A 21,972-nucleotide genomic window follows, 5' to 3' on the forward strand; every position below is an offset into this window, starting at 1 on the left:
CGCTGGGCGGTGGTCGGACAGTGGAGGAGGCTTCGGTGAAGGCATGGGGTGACGGCCTCCGCCGCACGTTGCTGCTGACCCTGATCTTTGCCCTAGTGGCCGGGCTCTGGTTGTTGGGGGGCGATACTGCTATCAGCGGGCTCTTCCCGAACACTGCTTCTCCCGAATGGCAGGAGGCCTGGAAGGAAGGGCTGCATCTGCTGGTTATCTCGCTGATTTTCTTTCTGCTGTTGCGACGTGAGGCGGCCATTGCCGCGCGCCATCGGCAGGCATTGATAGAGAACCGGGACCACTACCGCCAGTTTTACGCAGAGGCGCCGGTCGCCTATCAGTCTGTCGATTCAAAGGGAAACATTCGTGAGGTCAATCATCAGTGGGAATGCTTGACCGGCTATTCACGGCAGGAGGCTTTGGGCCGCCCCATGCGTAGCTTGATCTCCGAACGGGGACTACCGGCCTTTGATGCGACCTATGCCCGCTTTTTGCGTGGCGAAGATATCGGGGGCACAGAGCTGCTCCTGTGCCATCGTGATGGTCGGGAGCTGATTCTGAAAGTGGAGATCCGTGTGCATCGGGAGTTCTGGCATGGAGAGGCTGGGGATATTTGTGCCAATACATACTGCGCTCTGTTTGATGTCACTGCCCAGCGGCACTCCGAGGAGGCGCTGCGTGAGAGCGAATCCCGGCTGTCGCTGGCGTTGGAGAACGCCACTGACGGTATCTGGGACTGGCATGTTGCGACCGGTGAGACCTATTTCAGCCCGCGTTGGGAGACCATGCTTGGTTTCGAGCACGGCGAGCTGCCGCCGAACTACCGTAGCTGGGCCGATCGCGTCCATCCCGATGACTTGCCATTGGCTGAGGCGGCGCTGGAGGCCCACTTCGCGGGCCGTACCCCAGAATACGCCATAGATCATCGGCTGCGCACCAAGAGTGGCCGCTGGAAATGGATACTTGCTCGGGGACGAGTGGTGGAACGTGACGCTGCAGGCCAACCTTTGCGCATGGTCGGCACCCATGTGGACATAGATCGGCGCAAGTCGATGGAGCAGCGGCTGATCGCCTCGGAGGCGCGCTATCACCTGGTGGCGCAGGCGGGCCGGGTCGCCGCCTGGGAGCTCTGGCCGGAAACTGGGCGCTTGCTGGGGGATCCAATGCTGTTCCGCCTGTTGGGCTACCAGCCTGAAGATCTGAGTGACGCCTGGGCGGAGTGGATCAAACTGGCGTTGCCCGAGAGCCAGCGTCAAATCGAGGAAGAGATTGAACGATTGCGCCGGGGCGATGCGCAGCGGGTCTCCCTTGAGATGCAGGTGCGGCACAAGAGTGGTCGGACGGTCTGGTTGCATTGTAATGGCCGCCTGATGGATGAAGGGGAGGATGGAATCGAACGGGTGCTTGGCATCTGTGTTGATATCAGTGAGCTGCGACAGGCGACGGCCGATCTGCAAGCGAGGGAGACCCAGTTTCAGGAACTGCTCGACTCGCTCAGGGAAGGGGTCTGGGCCGCCGAGCTCGATGGCAGCCGCATCCTCTATGTCAACCGTGCTGTGGAGGAGATCTACGGTCGTCCCGCCAAGGCCTTCGATGAACAGCCGCAGCTCTGGCTTGAGGCTGTGCATCCGCAGGACCGCAAGGGTGTTGAGGAGAGAACTGCCCGCCTCTGGGATGATGGACGGGTCGAGCTCGAGTACCGTATTTGCCATCCTGATGGCGAAGTGCATTGGGTGCTCGACAACAAGTCGGTGATCATGGATGCACAGGGCCGCCCCGTGCGCATCGGTGGCGTGATGACAGACATCACCCTGCGCAAGCAGGCGGAGCAGGCACTGATCCGGGAGCACCTGCAGGCCGAACGCTACCTCGAGGTGGCGGAGGTGATGCTGCTGGGGCTCGACCGAGAGGGGCGTGTCGACCTGCTCAACCGTAAGGGATACGAGATCCTTGGCTATGAGCCGGGCAGCCTCGAGGGGCGGGACTGGTTTGAAACGGTGCTGCCTGACGGGGAGGTAGAGCCGGTCCGGCAGATCTTCGATGAGATCATGCAGGGTCGAGTCGATCTGCATACCTATGTGGAGAATGAAATTGTCACGCGCAGTGGGGAGCGGCGGCTCATTGCCTGGCGCAATGCCACTGTCCGTGATGATGAGGAAAGGATTACGGGCACTTTCAGCTCGGGCAGCGACATCACGGAACTGCACCTGGCCGCTAGTGAACGGGAACGGCTGCGCCGGGAATTGGCACAGGCACAAAAGATGGAGGCGGTGGGGCGGCTTACTAGCGGTATCGCCCATGATTTCAACAATATTCTCGCTAGTGTTCTCGGCTATACCGGTCTGGCAATAGAACGTTTTGCTGGCGAATGCCCGGCAAAGATGAGGGACTATCTGTACGAAGTTCAGACTGCCGGTGAACGTGCCCGGGATCTGGTGGCACAGCTATTGCGATTCAGTCGGGGCAGCGGGAGTGAACCCCAGTGCCTTCAGCTTATCCCCCTCGTTAAGGAGGTGGTGAAGATGCTGCAGGCGCCCATGACTACAGGTATCACCTTTGAGACCGATCTTGATCCTGACACGCCGCCGGTCTATATCGATCCGGTTCAGGCCCATCAGGCCCTGGTAAATCTCTGCATCAATGCCAGGGACGCGATGGGGGGGCGGGGCATGATCCATATTAGCCTGCACCGGTTGGAGCAGGTTCAAGCCGAATGCGCCAGCTGTCACAAGATCCTCAATGGCGAATGGGTGGAACTTTCGGTGAGTGATGAGGGGGTGGGTATAGAGCCGGGGCAGTTAAATCACATCTTCGACCCCTTTTTCACCACCAAGGAGCTGGACGAGGGGAGCGGTATGGGGCTGGCCGTGACGAGGAGTGTTGTTGAGCAACATGGCGGTCATATCCTGGTGAATAGCGTACCCGGGGAAGGTAGTTGCTTTCGGTTGCTGCTGCCGCTCGCCGCCGAAATGGCATTGAAAAACGAAAGGCTTTCGTCGTCGCCTGACACCACCGTACCAGAGCGGATCAGTGGTCATCTGCTGGTGGTAGATGATGAACATTCACTCATCGACTATCTGCAAGACCTGTTACAGAGCCAAGGATGCAGGGTCACGGCAGTGGATAATGCACAGAAGGCTTTGGAGTGCTTTATGGATGCACCCGAATCATTCGATCTGGTGATCAGCGACCAGATCATGCCCAACATGACCGGCAGTGAACTAGCCCGTCGTCTGCTGGCAATTCGTCCTGGGTTGCCGGTTATTATCTATTCCGGCAATAGTGAGAGCCTGGACGAGAAGCGTGCCCATGAGATGGGTATCAGCCGTTTCTTGCGCAAGCCGGTGGAACCCGGGACCCTGTTGCAGGTGGTGGCGGAGTTACTGCCCGCAACCGACTGATCCCCCAGGGGCCACCGCAAGTTGTCGAATGCAATGCTTGGTTTGCCCCCGCCATGCTCAGTTCCCCTCATGTGGCATCGATCCGGAAACGGCTGGCCTGGGAGCGGAGGGAATCTAGCCCCTGGCTGAGCATGCTGCTGACCTGGATCGTCTTGTCCGCTGCCTCGGCGGTTTCCGCTGCCACGGTCCCGATGGTCTCGACATTCCGACTCATGAGCTCAGCGGTCTGTCCCTGTTCCTCCGCAGCAGTGGCGATCTGGGTATTCATGCTGGTGATGGTGCCGATGGCATCGATGATCTTCTCCATGGCATTGCTGGCCTCGACGGCGCGGCTGCTACCCTCGTCCGCTTGGAGCCGGCTCTCCTCCATGGTTACCACAGCCTTCTTCGACTGTTGTTGCAGGCGTTCGATGATCTGGCGGATCTCTTCGGTGGAGGTCTGAGTGCGGGCCGCCAGGGCACGGACTTCGTCGGCTACCACGGCGAAGCCGCGTCCTTGCTCGCCAGCGCGGGCTGCTTCGATGGCTGCATTAAGGGCCAGTAGGTTGGTCTGTTCCGCAATGCCTTTGATTACCTCCAGCACCTGACCAATGGACTGGCTGTCCTGTTCCAGCTCACCGACTACCGTCGCTGCGGCGCCGCTCTGCTGCATTAAGGCATCCATCACATCCGCTAATTGGGCCATTATCCTCTTGCCGGAGACCGCTTCCTGGTTGGTTTCCTCCGCCGCATCCGCGGCTTGGGCAGCGCTGCGGGCCACGTCCTGAACTGCATCGGAAGTGGTGTTCATAGCACTGGATAACTGGTTGATCTCGATATACTGCTTGCGCGCCCCGTTCTGGGAGATCTCGGCCACCGAGGTCAGGTTGATTGCCTCCTGACCGATGTGGATGGCGTCATCGATGACTTGGCGCACCATGTTCCCGATCTCCACCAGCATGGCGTTGTAGGCGCGGCTGGTCTGGCTCACTTCGTTGTCCAGATCGGATTCGGGCATAGGTTGCGTGAAATCCCCTTCGCTGACCCGCAGGAACCGGTTACGCAGGGTCTCGATCGGGTCCATCAGCGTATGCAGGGTATAGATACGGATATTGTTAGTGAAGAGCAGCAGGACGACGATCATGCCGATGGCCCAGCCGGCTCGCAGGAAGACCTGATGGTTGGCCTCTCTCTCCATTAGCTTGACTGCCTGGTTGGCCTCCTCCAGTACTTTTTGGGCTTTTTCCCGAATCGCCTTCAGGCTGTCGAGGGAGGGGGTGGCGAGATAGGCCTCCAAGTGCCGCCGGTAGGCCGACCAGAGTCGGCTGGTCTTTGCCAACTGTTGCCGGATAGCCTCGTTCATTGGCGGGGTGATGCCTGCTTCAGGATCTCCTAGGAGCAGTCGGTGCTGGGAATCCTCGAACAGTGCCAGGGTTTTCTGTACCACCGCCAGCGGTTCCACCCCCTGGACCACCATCAACGCCTCCTTAGCCACTCGCTGGCTCAACATGCGCTGGCGGCCGGCGATGTTGATGGCAGCGGCGTCACTGTCGAGGCTCCAGTAAATGGATGCAATCGAAAACAGACCAAAGGCGATCAGCAGGACATTGAGCGTTAGCAACTGGCTGCGGATGCGCTTGATTCCCACCAGATCCAGGGAGTGTTGGATGAAGCTGCCGATCAGTCTTTTCATGGTTCAGCCTTCTTTTGAGTGCGTTTGAACGGGGCCCGGCTGCATGCCGCCTCGGCGTCAGAGATATCGATTAGTTAAAAAATATCGAATACATCGATATTCGGCGGGAAGAGGCAATACTTTAGGATTACTTTGTCTGACTGGACCTAAAAATAACTGATTGAAAAATATAAAATATATGGCATGAATTATCTGCCAAGCAATGAAAGGAAAAGCATCAAATGAGAATTGCCAAGGTCATCTTAGTTATCTAATAGGTGTATAAATATAATAAATTGCATTGTGGGGCGATTCTAAGATTTTCAATACTGTTTCAAATGACATTTCACGAACAAGACAAGGTCCGTATTTCATTTGGCCACACACTATATTAATGGTCTGATGCAAGCGCAGAGAAAGAACATGGAACGCATGGAGGAGGTGGTTGTAGAAGCCGATGCCCAACGTTTCCAGCAATCCCCGTGGGATCATCGTGCCATCTTGAATCAAGTTGCTATGGTCGCGCTTTTTTATGATCTCTAGCGCTTCTCAACTCAGTGTCATCATCCCAGCTATCGATGAGGAAGATGCCCTGCCGCTGTTACTGAAGCAGTTGTGGCGACAGCAGGATATTGAACTGGAACTGATCCTAGCCGATGGCGGTTCGCGGGATTCGACCCTGTCGATCGCCAGCGCCCACGGGGTTAGGATTGTGGCAACGGATGCGGGGCGGGGGCGGCAGATGAATGCTGGTGCCGCCGTCAGCTCTTCTCCGTTTCTGCTGTTCCTGCATGCGGACTCGGGCCTGACTGATGAGCGGCAGTTGGCTGATGCCTTGGCTGCGCTCAAACAGGCGATGCAGGCGCGTGGCCAGCAACGCATTGCTGGCCATTTTCGACTGAGTTTTTGCCGCAGCCGCCCCGGTCAGGGGTTCGTCTACCACTACTACGAAGAGAAGAGCGCCCTCAATCGGCCGGAGTGTACCAATGGCGATCAGGGGTTTCTGCTGCCGAGCAGCCTGTTCGATGAACTCGGTGGGTTTGATGAGTCGCTCTGGTTTCTGGAGGATCAACGCCTGGCCGAGACGATCCGCAGCAAAGGAGAGTGGATCACCCTGCCGGGTACCCTGGAAACCTCGGCGCGCCGTTTTGAGCAAGAGGGGCTGGGTCGGCGCATGATCCTCTCGGCACTGATCATGAATTTTCACGCTATCGGCCTGGATGCTTTCTTCGAGCGTGTCGCAGCAGTCTATCGTAACCAGTCGCAGACCGGGCAGCTGCAGCTGGCACCGATCTTCCGCTTAATTGATGCGCTGAACCGGGAGGCTGGTAGTCGCGTGGCCCGACATCGCTGGCTGGCGTCCGGGCGTTATGTGCGTGGTCATGCCTGGCAACTCTTCTTCCTGTTCGATCTGGTGCTGCAACGGCTGTTGGGGGGCCGCCGCCGGCCCGGTCTCTGGCTGCATGACCGTGTGTTCCGGCCGCTGACCGATTTTATGCTCTTCGACTGGCTGACAGCCGGCCTCGCTTGGCTCTGGTTCCACGCCAGCTGGCGCCTGTTTCGCCGGCTGGAGCGAGGCCAAACGGGGCGCGACTAACCTTAAAATATAGGGCGGCCCGTGGCCGCCGCGTGTCATCGATTAAAATCAAGGATGATGTCGTGCACAGCCCGATCTATAGCTTGGTCGCTGCAGCTTCTAGCAACTTTGGGTGGCCAGCGACTGCCAGGTGCTGACCACCGTGTCCGGGTTGAGGGAGATGCTGCTGATGCCTTGTTCCAGCAGCCACTGGGCCAGATCCGGATAGTCGGATGGACCCTGACCGCAGATGCCGACATACTTGCCCTGCTCGCGGCAGGCTGTGATCGCCATGCCAAGCATCTTCTTCACCGCCGGGTTGCGCTCATCGAACTTGTCGGCGATCAGCGCGGAGTCGCGATCCAGTCCCAGGGTCAGCTGGGTCATGTCGTTGGAGCCGATGGAGAAACCGTCGAAGTGCTCGAGAAACTCTTCCGCCAGCACCGCGTTGGAGGGCAGTTCGCACATCATGATCACGCGCAGACCGTTTTCACCGCGCTTCAGGCCGTTGGCCGCCAGTAGCGCCTGTACCTGAGCCGCCTCCTCGAGGGTGCGCACAAAGGGGATCATGATCTCCACATTGTCGAAGCCCATTTCCTCGCGTACTCGCTTCAGCGCCCGGCACTCCAGCTCGAAGCAGGGCTGGAAGCTGTCGGAGAGATAGCGGGAGGCACCGCGAAAGCCGATCATCGGGTTCTCTTCGCTGGGTTCGTAGCGCTCGCCGCCGATCAGGTTGGCGTATTCGTTCGATTTGAAGTCCGACATGCGCACAATCACCGGATGTCCCTGAAACCCCGCCGCCAGGGTGGCGATGCCCTCCACCAATTTGTCGATATAGAAGGAGACTGGGTCGGCGTAACCGGCGCACTGATCGCTGATCTGCGCCTGCAACTCTTCAGGCAGCTGGTCAAACTCTAATAGCGCCAGTGGGTGCATGCCGATGGTGGTGTTGATGATGAACTCCAGCCGTGCCAGACCGATGCCGGCATTGGGGATGCGGCTGAAGGCGAAGGCGTGGCTCGGGTTGCCGATGTTCATCATGATCTTGGTGTCCAGCTCCGGCAGTTCGCCACTGTCACCTTCGGTGACGCTGAAGTTGAGGCGTCCCTCATAGATAAAGCCGTCGTCGCCCTCGGCGCAGGAGACGGTGACCACCTGGCCGTCGCTCAATTTGTCGGTGGCGTCGACGCAGCCCACTACCGCCGGAATGCCCAGCTCGCGGGCGATGATCGCCGCGTGGCAGGTGCGGCCGCCGCGGTTGGTAACGATGGCGGCGGCGCGTTTCATCACCGGCTCCCAGTCGGGGTCGGTCATGTCGGTCACCAGCACGTCGCCCGGCTGAATCCTGGCCATCTCGGAGATGTCGTTGATCACTTTGGTGGTGCCGGTACCGATGCGCTGGCCAATGGCGCGGCCCTGAGCCAGCACAGTGCCCTGCTCTTCGAGACGAAAGCGTTCCACCTTGGCGTGATCGACCCGGCTCTCCACCGTCTCGGGGCGCGCCTGCAGGATGTAGAGCTGGCCATCTTCACCATCCAGACCCCACTCGATGTCCATCGGACGGCCGTAGTGTTGTTCGATGATCAGCGCCTGGCGGGCGAGGGCTTCCACCTGCTCATCGGAGAGGGAGAAGCGTTTGCAGTCAGCCTCCGGTACATCGATGGTGATTACGTTCTCCTCGCCCGCCTTGCCGTAGGTCATCATGATCGCCTTACTGCCGAGGGTTTTGCGCAGGATGGCGGGGCGACCAGCAGAGAGATTCTCTTTGTGGACGTAGAACTCATCCGGGTTGACTGCGCCCTGTACCACCGTCTCGCCGAGGCCGAAGGCGCTGGTGATGAAGACTACGTCGCGAAAGCCCGATTCGGTGTCGAGGGTGAACATCACGCCTGAAGAGCCGATGTCGGAACGCACCATGCGCTGGATGCCGGCGGAGAGTGCCACCTCGTCGTGGTTGAACCCCTGGTGCACCCGGTAGGCGATGGCGCGGTCGTTGTAGAGCGAGGCGAACACCTGCTTGATGGAAATCAGCACATCGTCGATGCCGCGTACGTTGAGGAAGGTCTCCTGCTGGCCGGCGAAGGAGGCGTCGGGCAGATCCTCCGCAGTGGCCGAAGAGCGTACCGCCACCGCCGGTTCGACGCCGCTTGCGCGGGTCATCTTCTGGTAGGCATGCACCACCGCGTTCTGTAGCGCTTCCGGCAGAGGGGTCTCCACCACCCACTGGCGGATAGTACGGCCCGCTTCGGCGAGGGCCTCTACGTCGTCCACGTCAAGCTTTGCCAGCAGAGGGTCGATGCGCTGATCGAGGCGGCTGTAGCGGATAAACTCGCGGAAGGCGTGGGCGGTGGTGGCAAAGCCGTCGGGTACGCTGACCCCAGTTTCGGCGAGGTTACTGATCATCTCGCCCAGGGAGGCGTTTTTGCCACCGACCTGTTCCACGTCGTCCATTCCCAGGTTCTCGAACCAGATGATTTGTTCTGCCACAGTATCGCCCTCGTTCTTCATAAGCTGATTTGAATTACGCATGGTGTTGCCCTCGCGTCAGATGCCTTGTTGGAGCCTGGGAAATCTGCTGGATGTACTTCCATGTTGATCTCCGCTAAAAAAAGATGTTACCTGTGTGTGCCGATATCCCACGCTAATGGAAGGCTTTTTTTTGTGATAGGCGGCACACAAAAGATTATTTATTTGTCTTAGTTTGTTCCCGTTTGCAGCTTCCACCACTGCCACATAAGCAGTTGCCACCGCAGCCGCCCCCTTCTTGCGGGGGCGGGCCGAACTCTGGGTGGGCCTTGGCAAACCGTCGTGCCAGCGACTGCACCAACAGCCAGCCCAGCAGTAGCAGCGGGATCACGCTCATGGCGATCAGGTAGTCCCACATCTCACCCGCCTCCCAGTCCGGCAAACCCCATGAAAGAGAGCGATAGCAGGCCACCGAGCATCAGACTGATGGCCGCGCCCTGGGAGAGACTCGGCAGGGTGGAGAGCTCCAATTTTTCACGCAGTCCGGCCATTAGTAGGATGGCGAGAATGAAGCCGGTACCGGCACCGATCGCATAGACTAGCGACTGCAGAAAGTCGTACTCCTTGAAGGTCTGGAACAGTGCTAGGCCAAGGATCGCGCAGTTGGTGGTGATCAGTGGCAGGAAGATGCCGAGGGAGCGGAACAGCGCCGGGGTGAATTTCTTCAGTGTCATCTCCACCAGCTGCACTGCGCTGGCGATCACTGCGATGTAGGCGATCAGGCGCAGAAATTCGATGTCGAAGGTAACCAGTATCTGGTTGATGGCGAAGGCGCAAACCGAGCTGACCAGCATCACGAACATGGTCGCCAGCCCCATCGGCAGGGCGGTGTCGAGCTTTCCCGAGACGCCGAGAAAGGGGCAGAGGCCGAGAAACAGCGCCAGTACGAAGTTGTTGGCCAACACTGCGTTGAGAAAGATGAAACTGAGTGATTCGGTTGGCATGTTCTTTCTCCTTAACTTGGCTCCACTGCTGCCAGTTTTGCGGCTTCACGGCGCTGATTGATCCACTCGAACAGCAGTAACCAGGCCCCCAGCACGATGAAGCCTCCTGGCGGCAAGACCATCACCACCCAGGGCTGAAATGCCTCGCCGAAGAGATCGATGCCGAACAGTGCGCCGGCGCCAAGCACCTCGCGCACCACACCGAGGCAGAGCAGGGCGAAAGTAAAGCCGGCCCCCATGCCAAGATTGTTGATGAAGGTCTTGATGGGGCGATTTTTCGAAGCATAGGCCTCAGCGCGACCGAGGATAATGCAGTTGACGACGATCAGCTGGATGAAGGCGCCGAGCGCGTTGTAGAGATCGAGGGAGATCGCCTGAATCGTGTAGTCGACGATGGTGACGAAGGTGGCGATGATGACGATGTAGGTGGCGATCCGCACCTGCCTGGGGATCATATTGCGCATCAGCGAGATCAGCAGGCCGGAGGCGAGCAGCACAAAGGTCGTTGCCAGCCCCATCGCCAGCGCATTAATACCGGAATTGGTTACCGCCAGCACCGGGCACATGCCGAGCAGCATCACGAATACCGGGTTCTCTCTCCAGAGGCCGGCGGTGAAGGTCTCCCAACTGACCTGGTTTTCCTGTTTTCTGCTCATTCTTCCACCTGTCTGTTTGGCGGTGTGACGGGCTCGGGTTCGATCTGATCGAGATGGGGAGTGAGTTGCGGTAGCAGGGCTCCGACCGATTGGTTCAATGCCTTGCCCACCGCCTTGGAGGAGATGGTGGCGCCGGAGATGGCGTCGATCTCCCAGGGGTTGTGTTTGCTGCCGTGCTTGACGGTGACGATCGGGTGTTCGAGGGCTGTGCCGGTCGGGTCGAGGCGAGCGTCGAGCTGGTCGAAATTGGCGACAAAGCTGGCATCCGTGATGATCTTGTCGCCCAGGCCTGGGGTCTCGGTTAGCTTCAACACCTTGATGCCGCGGATGCACTGGCAGGCCGGGTCGTAGCCGTAGAGCAGATGGATCACATTGGCATAACCCTGGGCCCCCGCATTGGCGGCGATGCCGCGCAGTTGGCCCTGGGCGTCGAAGCCGGCATAGATGCGGGTTCCACTGCCTGGATCTTTATCACTAACGGGTGTGATGCCCTGATTGGTGACGATGAAATCTCGGTGCGAGACTGCCTCGGGGATCACCTGGAATACCGCCGCCTCGATGGCGCGGCGCTGATTCTCTTCGATGGCTGGTTTGGTCAGATGCACAGTGGTGACCACCAGCGCACCGGAGAGCATGGCGATACCGCCGAGGGTACGGATCATCCTGCCGGTGGGTGTGGCCGGCTGCTGCAATTCGTGCTCGGCCAGACTCATCGGTTTGCCCTTGCGCCAAACACCCGGGGTTGGGTGAACTGGTCGATCAGTGGGGTGGCGGCGTTGCCGAGCAGGATGGCGTACATCACCCCTTCAGAGAGCCCGCCAAAGAGTCGGATGATGACAGTGAGAAAGCCGATCAGCAGGCCGTAGATTATTACTCCCCGGGGGGTGACCGGAGAGCCCACCATGTCGGAGGCCATGAACCAGGCCCCCAGCATCAGGCCGCCGGAGAACAGCATGAAGAGCGGATCCGGTGTATTGGCCGGATCATGCAGATAAAAAGCGCCGCTAGTCAGCACCACGCCCGCCATCACCGACAGCGGGATGCGCCAGTCGAGCATGCGACGGAATGCGAGATAGAGTCCGCACAGGAGGATTAAAAGAGCGGAGGTCTCACCGGCGGAGCCGGTGGCGGTGCCCAGCAATAGGTCGAGGCTGTTGGTCTCGATACCTTCGAATTTCTGCAGACCCAGTGGGGTGGCGCCGCTGAAGGCATCGATCCGCACCTGTTCCACCCAATCGCCAAGCGCTGGTGGTTTCAGGAAGGGCAGGGTCAGGGTGGTCGGTACAAAATGGCTGAAACGGTCGTCGAACAGGGACGGTGTCCAGCTGGTGATGGCGACCGGGAAGGCGGCCTGGACAAACGCGCGTCCAACCAGGGCCGGGTTGAGCACGTTCATGCCCAGGCCGCCGAACAGGGCCTTGCCTAGGGCGATGGCGGCAAAAGCGGCGACAACTCCCATCCAGAGCGGAAAACCGGGCGGCAGCGTCAAGGCGAGCAGCAGTCCGGTGATGGTGGCGGACCAGTCACCGAGACTGCTGGGTTCACCGCGCATCTGGTTGAAGAGCCGCTCGAACAGCAGACAGGAGAGTGTCACGGTCAGCAACAGTGCCAGCGCGCTCAGGCCAAACTGCCAGACTGACCAGATCGTGATCGGCAGCAACGCATAGACGACGTTGCGCATGATCTTCACCACATCGTCCGCCGCATGGGCGTGGGGGGTGGTGCGCAGTTCGATTTGCGGTTTATTGGTCATTTTTTATCAAGCCGCCTGTTCCCGGTTGATCGCCTTGGCGATGCGGAAGTACTGCACCAGCGGGATGTTGGAGGGGCAGACATAGGAGCAGCAGCCGCACTCGAAGCAGTCGTTGAGGTGGTAGCGCTCCGCCATGGTCTGGTATTGGCGTTTTGCTGCCAGCTGGCCTAGCTGCGACGGGTTGAGGTGCATCGGACAGGCGTCGACGCAACGCGCGCACTTGATGCAGGGCCAGATGCGGCGGGTCTCCGAGTTGATGTTCGGTTCATTGAGCACCAGCAGGCCGGAGCTGCCCTTGGTGATCGGCGTCTCCAGCGCGGAGACCGCCGGGCCCATCATCGGGCCACCGAGGATGAATTCGTTCTGTCCGCCGCTGTAACCCACCTGATCCAGCACAAAACCGATCGGAGTGCCCAATGGGACGAGATAGTTGCCGGGGTGCTTCACGCCGGGGCCGGCCACGGTGATCACCCGTTCGATCAGTCCTTCGCCCTTTGGCAGCAGTTGGCCGAGCGCAGCCAGGGTGCCGACGTTGTTGACCACCACGCCTACATCCGCCGGTAGGCCGCCGGCAGGGACTTCACGGCCCAATGCTGACTTGATCAGCATCTTTTCCGATCCCTGGGGATATTTGGTCTCTACCGCCACTACCTTGATGGTGTCGTCTCGGGGGGCATGGGTCTGCAGCTGCTCTACCGCATCCATCTTGTTATCTTCGATGCCGATCACCGCCTGTTTGGTGCCGGTGGCGCGCATCGCGTAGCGGATGCCGCGCATCAGCGCTTTCGGGTGCTCCAGCATTACCCGGTGATCGCAGCTCAGATAGGGCTCACACTCACAGCCGTTAACCACCAGGGTATCCACCTGCTTGCCTTCTGGGATGGTCAGCTTGACATGGGAAGGGAAGGCGGCGCCGCCTAGCCCGACCATGCCGCTCTCTTGCACCGCCTGGATCATCTGCTGTGGGGAGAGTGCGCCGATGTCGCGCTCCGATCCCCACAACACCTCTTGGGTGGACCCCTCATAGACCTCCAGCAGGATCGATAGCGACTTCGGCCCGCGCGCCGTCGGCATCAGCTCGATGCCTTTGATGCGTCCCGTCGCCGGTGCGTGGATCGGCACTGAGACAAAGCCGTCCGCCTCGGCAATCGGCTCGCCGCGCACTACCTCCTGGCCCTTGTTGACGATCACCCTGGCCGGCTTGCCGATGTGCTGATCGAGCGGCAGTACCAGCAGTTCGGGAAACGGCAGTCGACGGATTGGCTGTGAGGCGGTCTGCTGCTTGTTATCCGGCGGATGAATGCCGTGCTGAAAAGAGCGCCGGCCGAAAAGCCCAAATAAGCTCATCGGTCGTCACTCCCTAGCGAGAAAAAAAAGTGGGAATGCAAAGGGCGCAAAGGAGACGCAACGGACGCCAAGAAAGATAAATTCATGGACTTTTTCGCTGTCCTCATCTTCATCGGCAACGATGTGCTTTCCTTAGTGATTGGCATCATTAATAACCTTGCGACCTTTGCATTATGCTTTTGACTCACTGGAACTTGGCTGCCCGTTTGATCAGTTTCTCCACATTCTTCTCAGCCATGTTCCAGGGTGTACCGGGATGCAGGCAGCCGGCGGTGCACTTCTCCGCCGCCTTGACGATGTCTTTGTAGCTGCCCGCCTGGGGGTCGATGACTATGGCCTGTTTGTCGTCGTTATAGGCGAAGATCTTCGGGTTGATCCCGGTGCACTCGTCACAGGCGGTGCATTCGGGGGTTTCGATCCAGACCGGTTCGTAGCCCTCGGCGATGGCGCCGCTGTTGCTCCCGGCCGTCGCCGCGCTGCTGCCATTGGCAGAGACTGCGCCGGTCAGTGCCGCCGCATTGCCGGAGGCTGCCATCGATAGCAGGGTGGAGCTGAGACGGTTGGCCATATCGACCTTGGCTTGTTCCACCAGGGCATCCACATCCACCTTGTCGAGTTCACCGGCGATGCTCTTGAGCTGGTGCCAAAATTGGCGGCGCTCTTCAGCAGATTTGACGATCTCTGCAGAGCAGAGGATGCGCATCAGGCGGTTCTTTCCATCGACGCCCCAGATGTAGGGGTAGTTGCCTTCCCGCTCGTCATCGTCCATGTCGAGGAATTCGTGGAAGGGGATCATCTCGTCACCCCAGGTCTCCGGCGGCGCCTTGCGGAAGTGCTTGCGGAAGCGGCCTTCGGTGGCGGCGAAGTCGGCAAAGGTCATCGGCAGTTCCAATTTTGCTTCTTTGCCGTGCTCATCGACGTAATCAAGAGTGTAGCTCGGCCAGTCCTCTTCAAGCGCCGGGTTGCCCTCTAGGTCGATGCATTCTTCCAGGGTCTCACCCGCATCTGGGTCGAACTTCATCAGCGGATAGGCGCGGGACTCCACCGCCAGTTTCGACTGGCGTGCGGTAGCATCGTCGGCGACACCGTGCTCCGGTTGGCAGACCGCGTAGATGTTGAACAGGGCCGGCCGGCGGCTGTTGAGGCCGTCGATATAGCCCTCGATCAGGTGAGTGATGTTACTCAGCGAGCCTTGCAGCACATAGCTGGTGCGATGTGCTATGCCGATCAGGCTCATCTCTTTGCGCATCTCCTCTTTGCCCTTCATCGCTTTGCCGTAGGGGGACATATCGGCTATCTGGGAGATGAAACCGGAGGTGCAGGCCTGACCGCCAGTGTTGGAGTAGACCTGGGTGTCGAGCACCAGCACCTTGATCGGCATACCGGATGCCAGGGCGCGGGAGAGGTTCTGGAAGCCGATGTCGTACATCGCGCCGTCACCGCCCACGGCGACCACCGGCGGGCACATCAGCCACTCGTCCTCACTAAACTCTTTCCAGCTGAGCTGCTGGAAGAAGGGGTCGTGCTCTACAGGATTGTATCTATCTGCAAGCTCCAGCTCGGCACGGCGGATCGCCTTGAAGCCGTCGGCCATCTTCGCCATGTGGCCCTCGAACAGGCCCATCGCCATGGAGGGGCTGTCCTGAAACAGATGGCTGGCCCAAGGGAAAGGGTAGGGATTGAAGGGGTAGGTGGAGCCCCACACCGAGGTGCAGCCGGTTGAGTTGACTATGCCCATCGCGGCGCGGCCTTTTTTGCTCGGGCCTTCGCGGTAGTGCCAGTGCAGGTCGCGCAGCTCGTTTAGTATGCCTGTTACCCGTTTTAGCCACTCCCTGTCGAGTAGGGTTTTCTCATGCCCTGGGTCGATGGTGTCGCTCAACCGGGCGAGGGTCAGATCGCCTTCATCAGTTTCTGCCGCTTCATTGATCGCATCGGGGTCGCTCAAGTCGACACCGGAGGCGAGCTTGAGGCGGATGTGCTGCTCCAGTTGGGTGATCAGGTCGTCTAGTTTCGCCAGCTGCCGTTTTACTCGCGGCTGCATCAACGCGGTGACTGTGCTAGTGAAGAGGTGGGTGACGGTCTTCTCGCCACAGCCCAGGCAGGCGCCATCGCCGCACTCCATTGAGCTGTAGGTGTGTTTGTCGAGCAGCAGGGTCTCCAGCGCGCCGATCTTCTCGTCGAGGTCGTCGATACGGCTGTAGATTTCGTTGGTGGTGGGCAGGTCGAGCCAGAAGTTCCAGTCGTTGCGCAGCCGTTCGATGGCTGCGTTGTCCTGATGCTCGGCGACTAGCGCCAAGTCGTCACAGACATCCACACACTCCATGCAGCCCTTGCAGGTGTAAGGATTGACGGTGATGGAGAAGAGTCCGCCGCTGTTGGGGGCCTTCTTCTCTTTGATGTTCCAGTAGGGCTTGGTGACAGCGAAGTCGAAGCTGCCGAGGCCGTCGATGAAGCGGCCAAATTCCGCCTCCAGGGCGCTCCTGCGCATCCCTGCTCCCGCGTCATTAGAACGCCCCTGTTCGGCGTTGGTCTTGGCGTCCTCCTCCAGGTCGCAGGCGGCAATGGTCTCCAGGATCGCCTGGTCGAGCAGGTCGCGGACTCTGGCCTTCGCCCCCTGCTCTTTGATCAGTTCGCGCAGCCGCTTCTCCACCTTGCGGGTTTCGCGGCGCAGGTACTGGGTCGGCATGCCACCGGCTTCGATCCGGTTGATGACCGAGTTGAAGACTTCGCTGATGGTGTTGACCAGGCCGGGGATCGAGGAGTCGGGGCAGACAGTGTAGCAGTCGCCGCAGGCGGTGCAGTTCTCCGCCACCCATTTCGGGTACTCGAAGCGGATCTGTGTCATATCGCGGAAGATGCCGGTGGAGGCGGGCACCAGCGACAGCGCCTGGTAGGGGTCGGCCAGGTTGTCGGAGCCCTTGCCGCTGGCGTAGAAGCTGCCGGTCTGCTCCCAGAAGCGGTGGATGTCGGCGATGCCGCCGTCGCCCTCGGGCAGTTGTTTGAGCATCACCGGCAGGCCGATCTCCTTCTTCAACTGGTTGACGCTCTGAGCGCCGACCTGCATATCGGTGATCGGGTGGATCTCATCGAAGCCACGACGCACGATGCGCAGGTTGTCTTCCACCACGCGTTTGCCTTTGGCGCCGAACTTGGCCTGCAGCTGCGCTTCGATGGATTGGAATAGCTTCTTCTCGTCGAGGCCGGCCATCTCCATTAGCGGTGAGCCGGCGAAGAAGGCGCCTTGGAAGGCATTGCCCTGCATGCGCAGTTGCAGTTCCGGGTTGCTGGCCTCCTCGCGGGCGATCTTGAAGCCGTCGATGTAGAAGATCTTGATCTCGTCATCCACCGCCTGCTGCTGCATCCAGCGTGGAAAGCTGGCCCACACCGCTTCGGGGCTCTGCAGACTCGACTGGATGATCAGGGTGCCGCCTTTTTTTAGGCCGTAGAGGGGGTTGGAGTGGCTGAATACATTGGGGTCGGGGCTCAGCACCACGTCCACATAGTGGTATTCACAGTTGAGCGGGATTGGTGTGGGGGCCGCGGAGAGGTAATAGGTGGTGGGCTGGCCCTTCTTCTCGGAACCGTATTTCGGGTTCGCCTTGATCTCATAGCCGAGCAGGTCGTAGAGGGTCATCACCAGGTTCTTGCCGGTGGTGATGGCGCCCCAGCCACCCACTGAGTGCATCCGCACCGTGATGGAGCCTTCCGGCATCAGGTTGGGGTTTTCGGAGCCGCGTACCGAGAGCTCACCCACATTAGGGTAGGCCTCCAGCAGCTTCTGGATGTGGATCTCCTGCTTCGGGTTGGCGGCCTCGCGCACAAAGTCGATGCCGAGGTAGAAGAAGGTCTTCTGATCACCGTCGGGCAGCATGTTCTCGATGGCGCCGATCAGCCCCTCGGGCTGCAAGTCGCGGGAGCCCATACCGTAGGCACCGGAGTAGAGGCGTGGCGCCTCTTTCAGCGTCTTGTAGGTGGCGTAGTCGGGGTAGGGGAGCCTGTTTCCGGATTGGCTATCAGCTTGGCCGTTCTCCATGCACTTGGAGATGGCGGCGCGCACTTCGCGCATCAGTGGCAGGTCTTCCGCTAGCGGCTGGTCGGTACGCTCCAGCACCACCACACCTTTTTTTCCCTGCAGCGCCTTGCCGAGCAGGTCGCCGGGGAAGGGGCGGAACTGGGTGATGTCGATTACGCCGATCTTCAGTTTGCGGCTCTTTTGCAGATACTCGGCGACACCGCGTGCCTGCACTACCATCGAGCCCATGCCGATGATCAGGTAGTCGGCCTTGTCGCAGTTGAAGCTGCCGATGCGACCGTAGCGGCGCCCCGTCAGTTCGTAGTACTCGTCCATCACCTGTTCGGTCAGCTCGGTGATGTGATCATAGAAGTAGGGACGCTGCGCTGCCTGAGTCTGCATGTAGGCGTCCTGGTTCTGTACGCCGCCCGACTGCATCGGGTTGTCTACGTCCCAGATCGCCGGGATGCGGCGGCGCTTCTCACCGTAGAGCATCCGCTGGGCCGGGGTGGGGGATTCAATCTCGTCGTCGGGGCGGCCGAGAAACTCCTCAATTAGCTTGCGCTCCGGCACCTGCAGGGGTTCGATTAAATGGGTGGTGAGAAAGCCGTCCTGGGCCACTACTGCGGGGGTCAGTGACAGTTCGGCCACCTTGCGACCGATCAGGTTGAGGTCAGCGGCGCCCTGGGCGTCGTTGGCGAAGAGTTGGAAGAAGCCGGTGTCGTCGATGCAGTGGAAATCATCGTGGCCGCAATGCACGTTGAGCGACGCCTTGGTAATGGCTCGGCAGCCGATGTTCAGCACATAGGGAAGGCGTTTACCCGCCGCCGCGTAGAGCGACTCGTGCATGAAGGCGACACCCTGGGCCGAGGAGAAGTTGGTGGCGCGCAGACCGGTCATCGTCATGCCGGCGGTGACGGCAGCGGCGGCGTGTTCGGATTCGGGTTCGACAAAGATCAGTGAACGGTCGGAGATGTTGATATGACCCTTGGCTCTCTCCTCCGCCCAGTACTCGCCCATCTGCGTCGATGGCGTGATGGGATAGGCGCCGGCCGCGTCGGAGGCCTCCCGCTCACACATGATCACGGCGGTATTGCCGTCCATTGCCATGCGGATGCCAGGGTACTTGAATTGTTTCTCAGGCTTTTTGCCGAACATTGGTTACTCCACCAAACTTCAAAATTCCTAACTCACGGGTAGCGCTTCTTCCCGCACGATGTGCTTCGCCTTGATACCTTTGTGAACGCTACCGTCTGCATCGAGCCAGACGATGGCGCCGGTGGGGCAGCGCTGAGTCGCGATGGGGGAGGCGAGGCCGTTCTTTTCGTAGTTGATCACCGCCAGGTTGTTCTGAATGGTGATCAATCCTTCCGGGCTGTCTTTGGCGCAGCGCTCGCAGTTGGTGCAGGCGACCTCGCAATCGGCCTCGGCCAGGTCACCGTCCATCTGGTTCTTGCAGGCGACCCAGAGGCGGTGGGTGATCGGTTGGATCGAGAAGAGCCCCTTGGGACAGACTTCAACGCAGTCTTCGCAGGCGGTGCACTTGGCGCTGTCTACAATTGGTAGGCCGTGGGTATCCATGGTGATGGCTTCGAAGTCGCAGACCTCGGCACAGTCGGCCAGACCGAGACAACCCCAGCTGCAGGCCTTGGGTCCGCCGGAGACCGCAGCGGCGGCACGGCAGGAGTCGAGGCCGGCGTAGTGGGCGCGCATGCGGGCGACATGGCTGCCGCCGGCGCAGGCGAGGCGGGCGACGCGCTTGATGATGTCGCCGCTCTCCACGCCCAGGTAGTCGGCGATCTCTTCGTTGCCGTCGGCGCTGTTGACGGTGCACTGGCCTGGCTGTAGCTCGCCGGCGATCAGTGCCTCGGCGAAGGGGCGGCAGCCAGCGGTGCCGCAGGCGCCACAGTTGGTGGAGGGCAGCATCTCCTCCACCACATCGATGCGCGGATCCTCATAGACCCAGAGCTTGCGGTTGGCGATGGCGAGGGCTGCGGAAAGCGCGAGCCCGAGTCCACCCATGAAGAGGATGGATATGGTCACCTGAATCAACGCCTCGCTGCCCATGACACTAAAACCCAACTGAGTTGCTTGGTATAAACCTATAACTTTTGAGGGAGTCTAGGCAGGCGGCGATTATTAATCTACCAAATGTTTTTAATACAAATCATTAAAATAAATGAAAGCAATACATTAGATTGAGTAAATCAATGAAGGGGGCGATCTAGCGGAATCGAAGGCCTGGCTGTAGGCGGAGATCACCTGCGGAGAGCATTGGTCTCTTTGCTACGATAGAACTGCTCCGTTTTCTGGCAGATCAGCGACGAAGCGACGGTCAGTATGATCGCCAGAAAAAGAGTAACCACAGGGTGAGGGCACCGAGGAGGTAGGCCAGTGGGTAACTGGTGATGGCGTAGATGTCGAGCTTTCTCGCGAGTGCTTGTTTGCCGTGATTTTCCAAGCGCCGTAGCCAGACATTACCCAATACCACCAGGGCAGTGATGATGAAGGTGCCGACGAGAAAGGCATCCATCAGGGTGATGTAGCCGAGCCGGGGTAGGTCACTGGAGATGGTGAAGTTGAAGGCGATGAAGAGCAACAGATTGCCGCCGGCCAGATCGATGCGCTTGGTGTAATCCTGCAGGAAGAAGGTGAACCAGGAGACGGTGATGATCAGCAGCACCGGGATTAAAATCCGCATCAGATAGTAATTGAGATGGCGCTCGGCGTGGAACTCCAGCACGAAGCGGGAGGCATCCCCTTTGGTAAATTCATTGTGGGTCGTTAGGTGGGTATTCACCTCGGTGACGATCCACTCCTCTTCGCCCAACTGATCCCCCAGTCCGCTGAACCCTTGCATCTCCTGAAATCGGAATAGATGCTGTGGGAAAATCGAATCCACATGGATGAAAAATAGTTGGTTGTCGAATGGAAACAGCCGGAAGTCGAATGCTGGGGCCTGGAAGGTGGAGGTGAAGCGTTCGAGGTACATGACGGTGCCATCCTCCGAGAGGGAGATGAGGCGGTTCTGGAAGTCCATTCGCCCCTGCTGGTTATGGTAGGTGAAGGCCGGCCAGCGGATCTGCTTCTCTTCTAATAGTTTGAGAAAAGTGGCAAGGGTGTAGGTGCGGTGTTTTGGTTCACCGGGGGCGTGCTCGAATGCCAGCAGCGGCTGGCGCCAGTCGATGCGCAGGCTGCCGACAACGCTGAAGTTCTCCTCCTTCTGATTGATGCCGGTGATCTGGTCGATCTTCAGGCCGATAAATACATCGCTGGGTTCAGCTGCTAGGCTGGCCAAGCTGATTAAAGATAGCAGACAGAATATGAGAGTCTTTGCAACGGTGTTTCCGTGGCTTCTTTGTATTGGCTGCATTGTTTTTCGATTGAATTGCCTATCTACGGATCAGAATGGCCTGATGGCAGGAGTCGGCTAAAAAATGGGGGTCCAGCATAGTCGACATTGACTGAAGATTGGTGGGGTAGTAGTAATGTCGTATGTAGGAAGGCCACCACAGAATTATAAATGAATATATTCCAGAAGAATATCTGGATGGAAAAGTGGATAAACGGGCTGTTATGAGGGGGGAATAATGGTTTTTTGCGCCAAAGGAACGGAGTATTTTTGTGTATACATGGAATTTTTTTCAAATCCATCCTACTATTCGACCTGAATTTTTGCCGCAGCAATATTAACTCCCCATCATCCTTAGAATCTCCGATTGGGGGCTGCAAGCTTTTCGCCTTTAGTAAGCTGTTGAAGATTTCTTCTCGACACGGATGGTACATTCTATGATTCAGATACCAGGGAAGGTTCTACTGAGTGACGCCGATTCCCCCAAGAAAGTCCTTTCAGCAATGCATTTATCGACTTTTTCGGTGTGCGCCATAGAAGCCTCCCCCCGGCCGATGTATGCGCTTCCTAGATATCCTTTCTGATATACCCAATTCCCAGCCTTTGCTGCGAAGGTAAATGTCGCGCTGTTTTTCTATCTGGCTCGATCCGATTTGATCTGCCGAGAGAGGCAAAGAATTAATATTGCCCAACTGTTTTTCATCTTCATGGGGCAATGCCACATAAAACGGAAAGCGATTTTTGATTGTAAATTAAGGAAATG

Annotated in this window: 13 protein-coding genes; 2 read left to right on the forward strand and 11 right to left on the reverse strand. The window is 59.0% G+C overall.

The genetic code is table 11. The features are described 5' to 3' along the window. Positions 1–35: 35 nt before the first annotated feature. Positions 36–3,392: a PAS domain S-box protein gene (locus L0Y14_RS07210; RefSeq protein ID WP_039959646.1), complete on the forward strand. Its 3,357-nt coding sequence runs from the start codon at positions 36–38 to the stop codon at positions 3,390–3,392. A gap of 67 nt (positions 3,393–3,459) precedes the next feature. Here L0Y14_RS07210 and L0Y14_RS07215 read toward each other — a convergent pair whose 3' ends face one another. Further along, positions 3,460–5,064, reverse strand: coding sequence for a methyl-accepting chemotaxis protein (locus L0Y14_RS07215; protein WP_005959190.1), 1,605 nt, complete (start codon positions 5,062–5,064; stop codon positions 3,460–3,462). A 511-nt stretch (positions 5,065–5,575) separates the two neighbouring features. Here L0Y14_RS07215 and L0Y14_RS07220 point away from each other — a divergent pair. Next, positions 5,576–6,640: a TIGR04283 family arsenosugar biosynthesis glycosyltransferase gene (locus L0Y14_RS07220; protein WP_006475767.1), complete on the forward strand. Its 1,065-nt coding sequence runs from the start codon at positions 5,576–5,578 to the stop codon at positions 6,638–6,640. 99 nt (positions 6,641–6,739) lie between these two features. Here L0Y14_RS07220 and ppsA read toward each other — a convergent pair whose 3' ends face one another. From ppsA to L0Y14_RS07270, 10 genes are all read right to left on the reverse strand, one after another. Then, positions 6,740–9,106, reverse strand: a complete 2,367-nt coding sequence (gene ppsA, locus L0Y14_RS07225) for a phosphoenolpyruvate synthase (protein WP_040820174.1) — start codon at positions 9,104–9,106, stop codon at positions 6,740–6,742. A gap of 196 nt (positions 9,107–9,302) precedes the next feature. Further along, a complete protein-coding gene (locus L0Y14_RS07230) occupies positions 9,303–9,503 on the reverse strand; it encodes a hypothetical protein (RefSeq protein ID WP_006475765.1) in 201 nt (66 codons plus the stop codon). 1 nt (position 9,504) lies between these two features. After that, positions 9,505–10,089 (reverse strand): electron transport complex protein RnfA, encoded by a 585-nt coding sequence (locus L0Y14_RS07235; RefSeq protein ID WP_006475764.1) that lies wholly within the window; start codon positions 10,087–10,089, stop codon positions 9,505–9,507. Between the two features lie 11 nt (positions 10,090–10,100). Then, positions 10,101–10,745 carry an electron transport complex subunit RsxE gene (gene rsxE / locus L0Y14_RS07240; RefSeq protein ID WP_005959195.1) on the reverse strand — a complete coding sequence of 215 codons (645 nt, stop codon included), beginning with the start codon at positions 10,743–10,745 and terminating at the stop codon, positions 10,101–10,103. After that, the gene (locus tag L0Y14_RS07245) at positions 10,742–11,458 is read right to left on the reverse strand and encodes an RnfABCDGE type electron transport complex subunit G (RefSeq protein WP_006475763.1); all 717 of its coding nucleotides are present in this window, start codon (positions 11,456–11,458) and stop codon (positions 10,742–10,744) included. Before L0Y14_RS07245 ends, rsxE begins: the two co-directional genes overlap by 4 nt. Then, entirely contained in the window at positions 11,455–12,498 is a 1,044-nt protein-coding gene (locus L0Y14_RS07250; protein WP_006475762.1) for an RnfABCDGE type electron transport complex subunit D, read from the reverse strand. The genes L0Y14_RS07245 and L0Y14_RS07250 overlap by 4 nt, the downstream gene beginning before the upstream one ends. A gap of 6 nt (positions 12,499–12,504) precedes the next feature. Then, the gene (rsxC, locus tag L0Y14_RS07255; RefSeq protein WP_006475761.1) at positions 12,505–13,845 is read right to left on the reverse strand and encodes an electron transport complex subunit RsxC; all 1,341 of its coding nucleotides are present in this window, start codon (positions 13,843–13,845) and stop codon (positions 12,505–12,507) included. Between the two features lie 184 nt (positions 13,846–14,029). Further along, entirely contained in the window at positions 14,030–19,015 is a 4,986-nt protein-coding gene (locus L0Y14_RS07260; RefSeq protein WP_006475760.1) for a 2-oxoacid:acceptor oxidoreductase family protein, read from the reverse strand. 27 nt (positions 19,016–19,042) lie between these two features. Continuing rightward, entirely contained in the window at positions 19,043–19,879 is an 837-nt protein-coding gene (locus L0Y14_RS07265) for an RnfABCDGE type electron transport complex subunit B (protein ID WP_139042046.1), read from the reverse strand. Between the two features lie 313 nt (positions 19,880–20,192). Then, a complete protein-coding gene (locus L0Y14_RS07270; protein ID WP_006475451.1) occupies positions 20,193–21,155 on the reverse strand; it encodes a ligand-gated ion channel in 963 nt (320 codons plus the stop codon). Between the last annotated feature and the right edge of the window lie 817 nt (positions 21,156–21,972).

The organism is Candidatus Endoriftia persephonae, from assembly GCF_023733635.1.
GTDB lineage: Bacteria > Pseudomonadota > Gammaproteobacteria > Chromatiales > Chromatiaceae > Endoriftia > Endoriftia persephonae.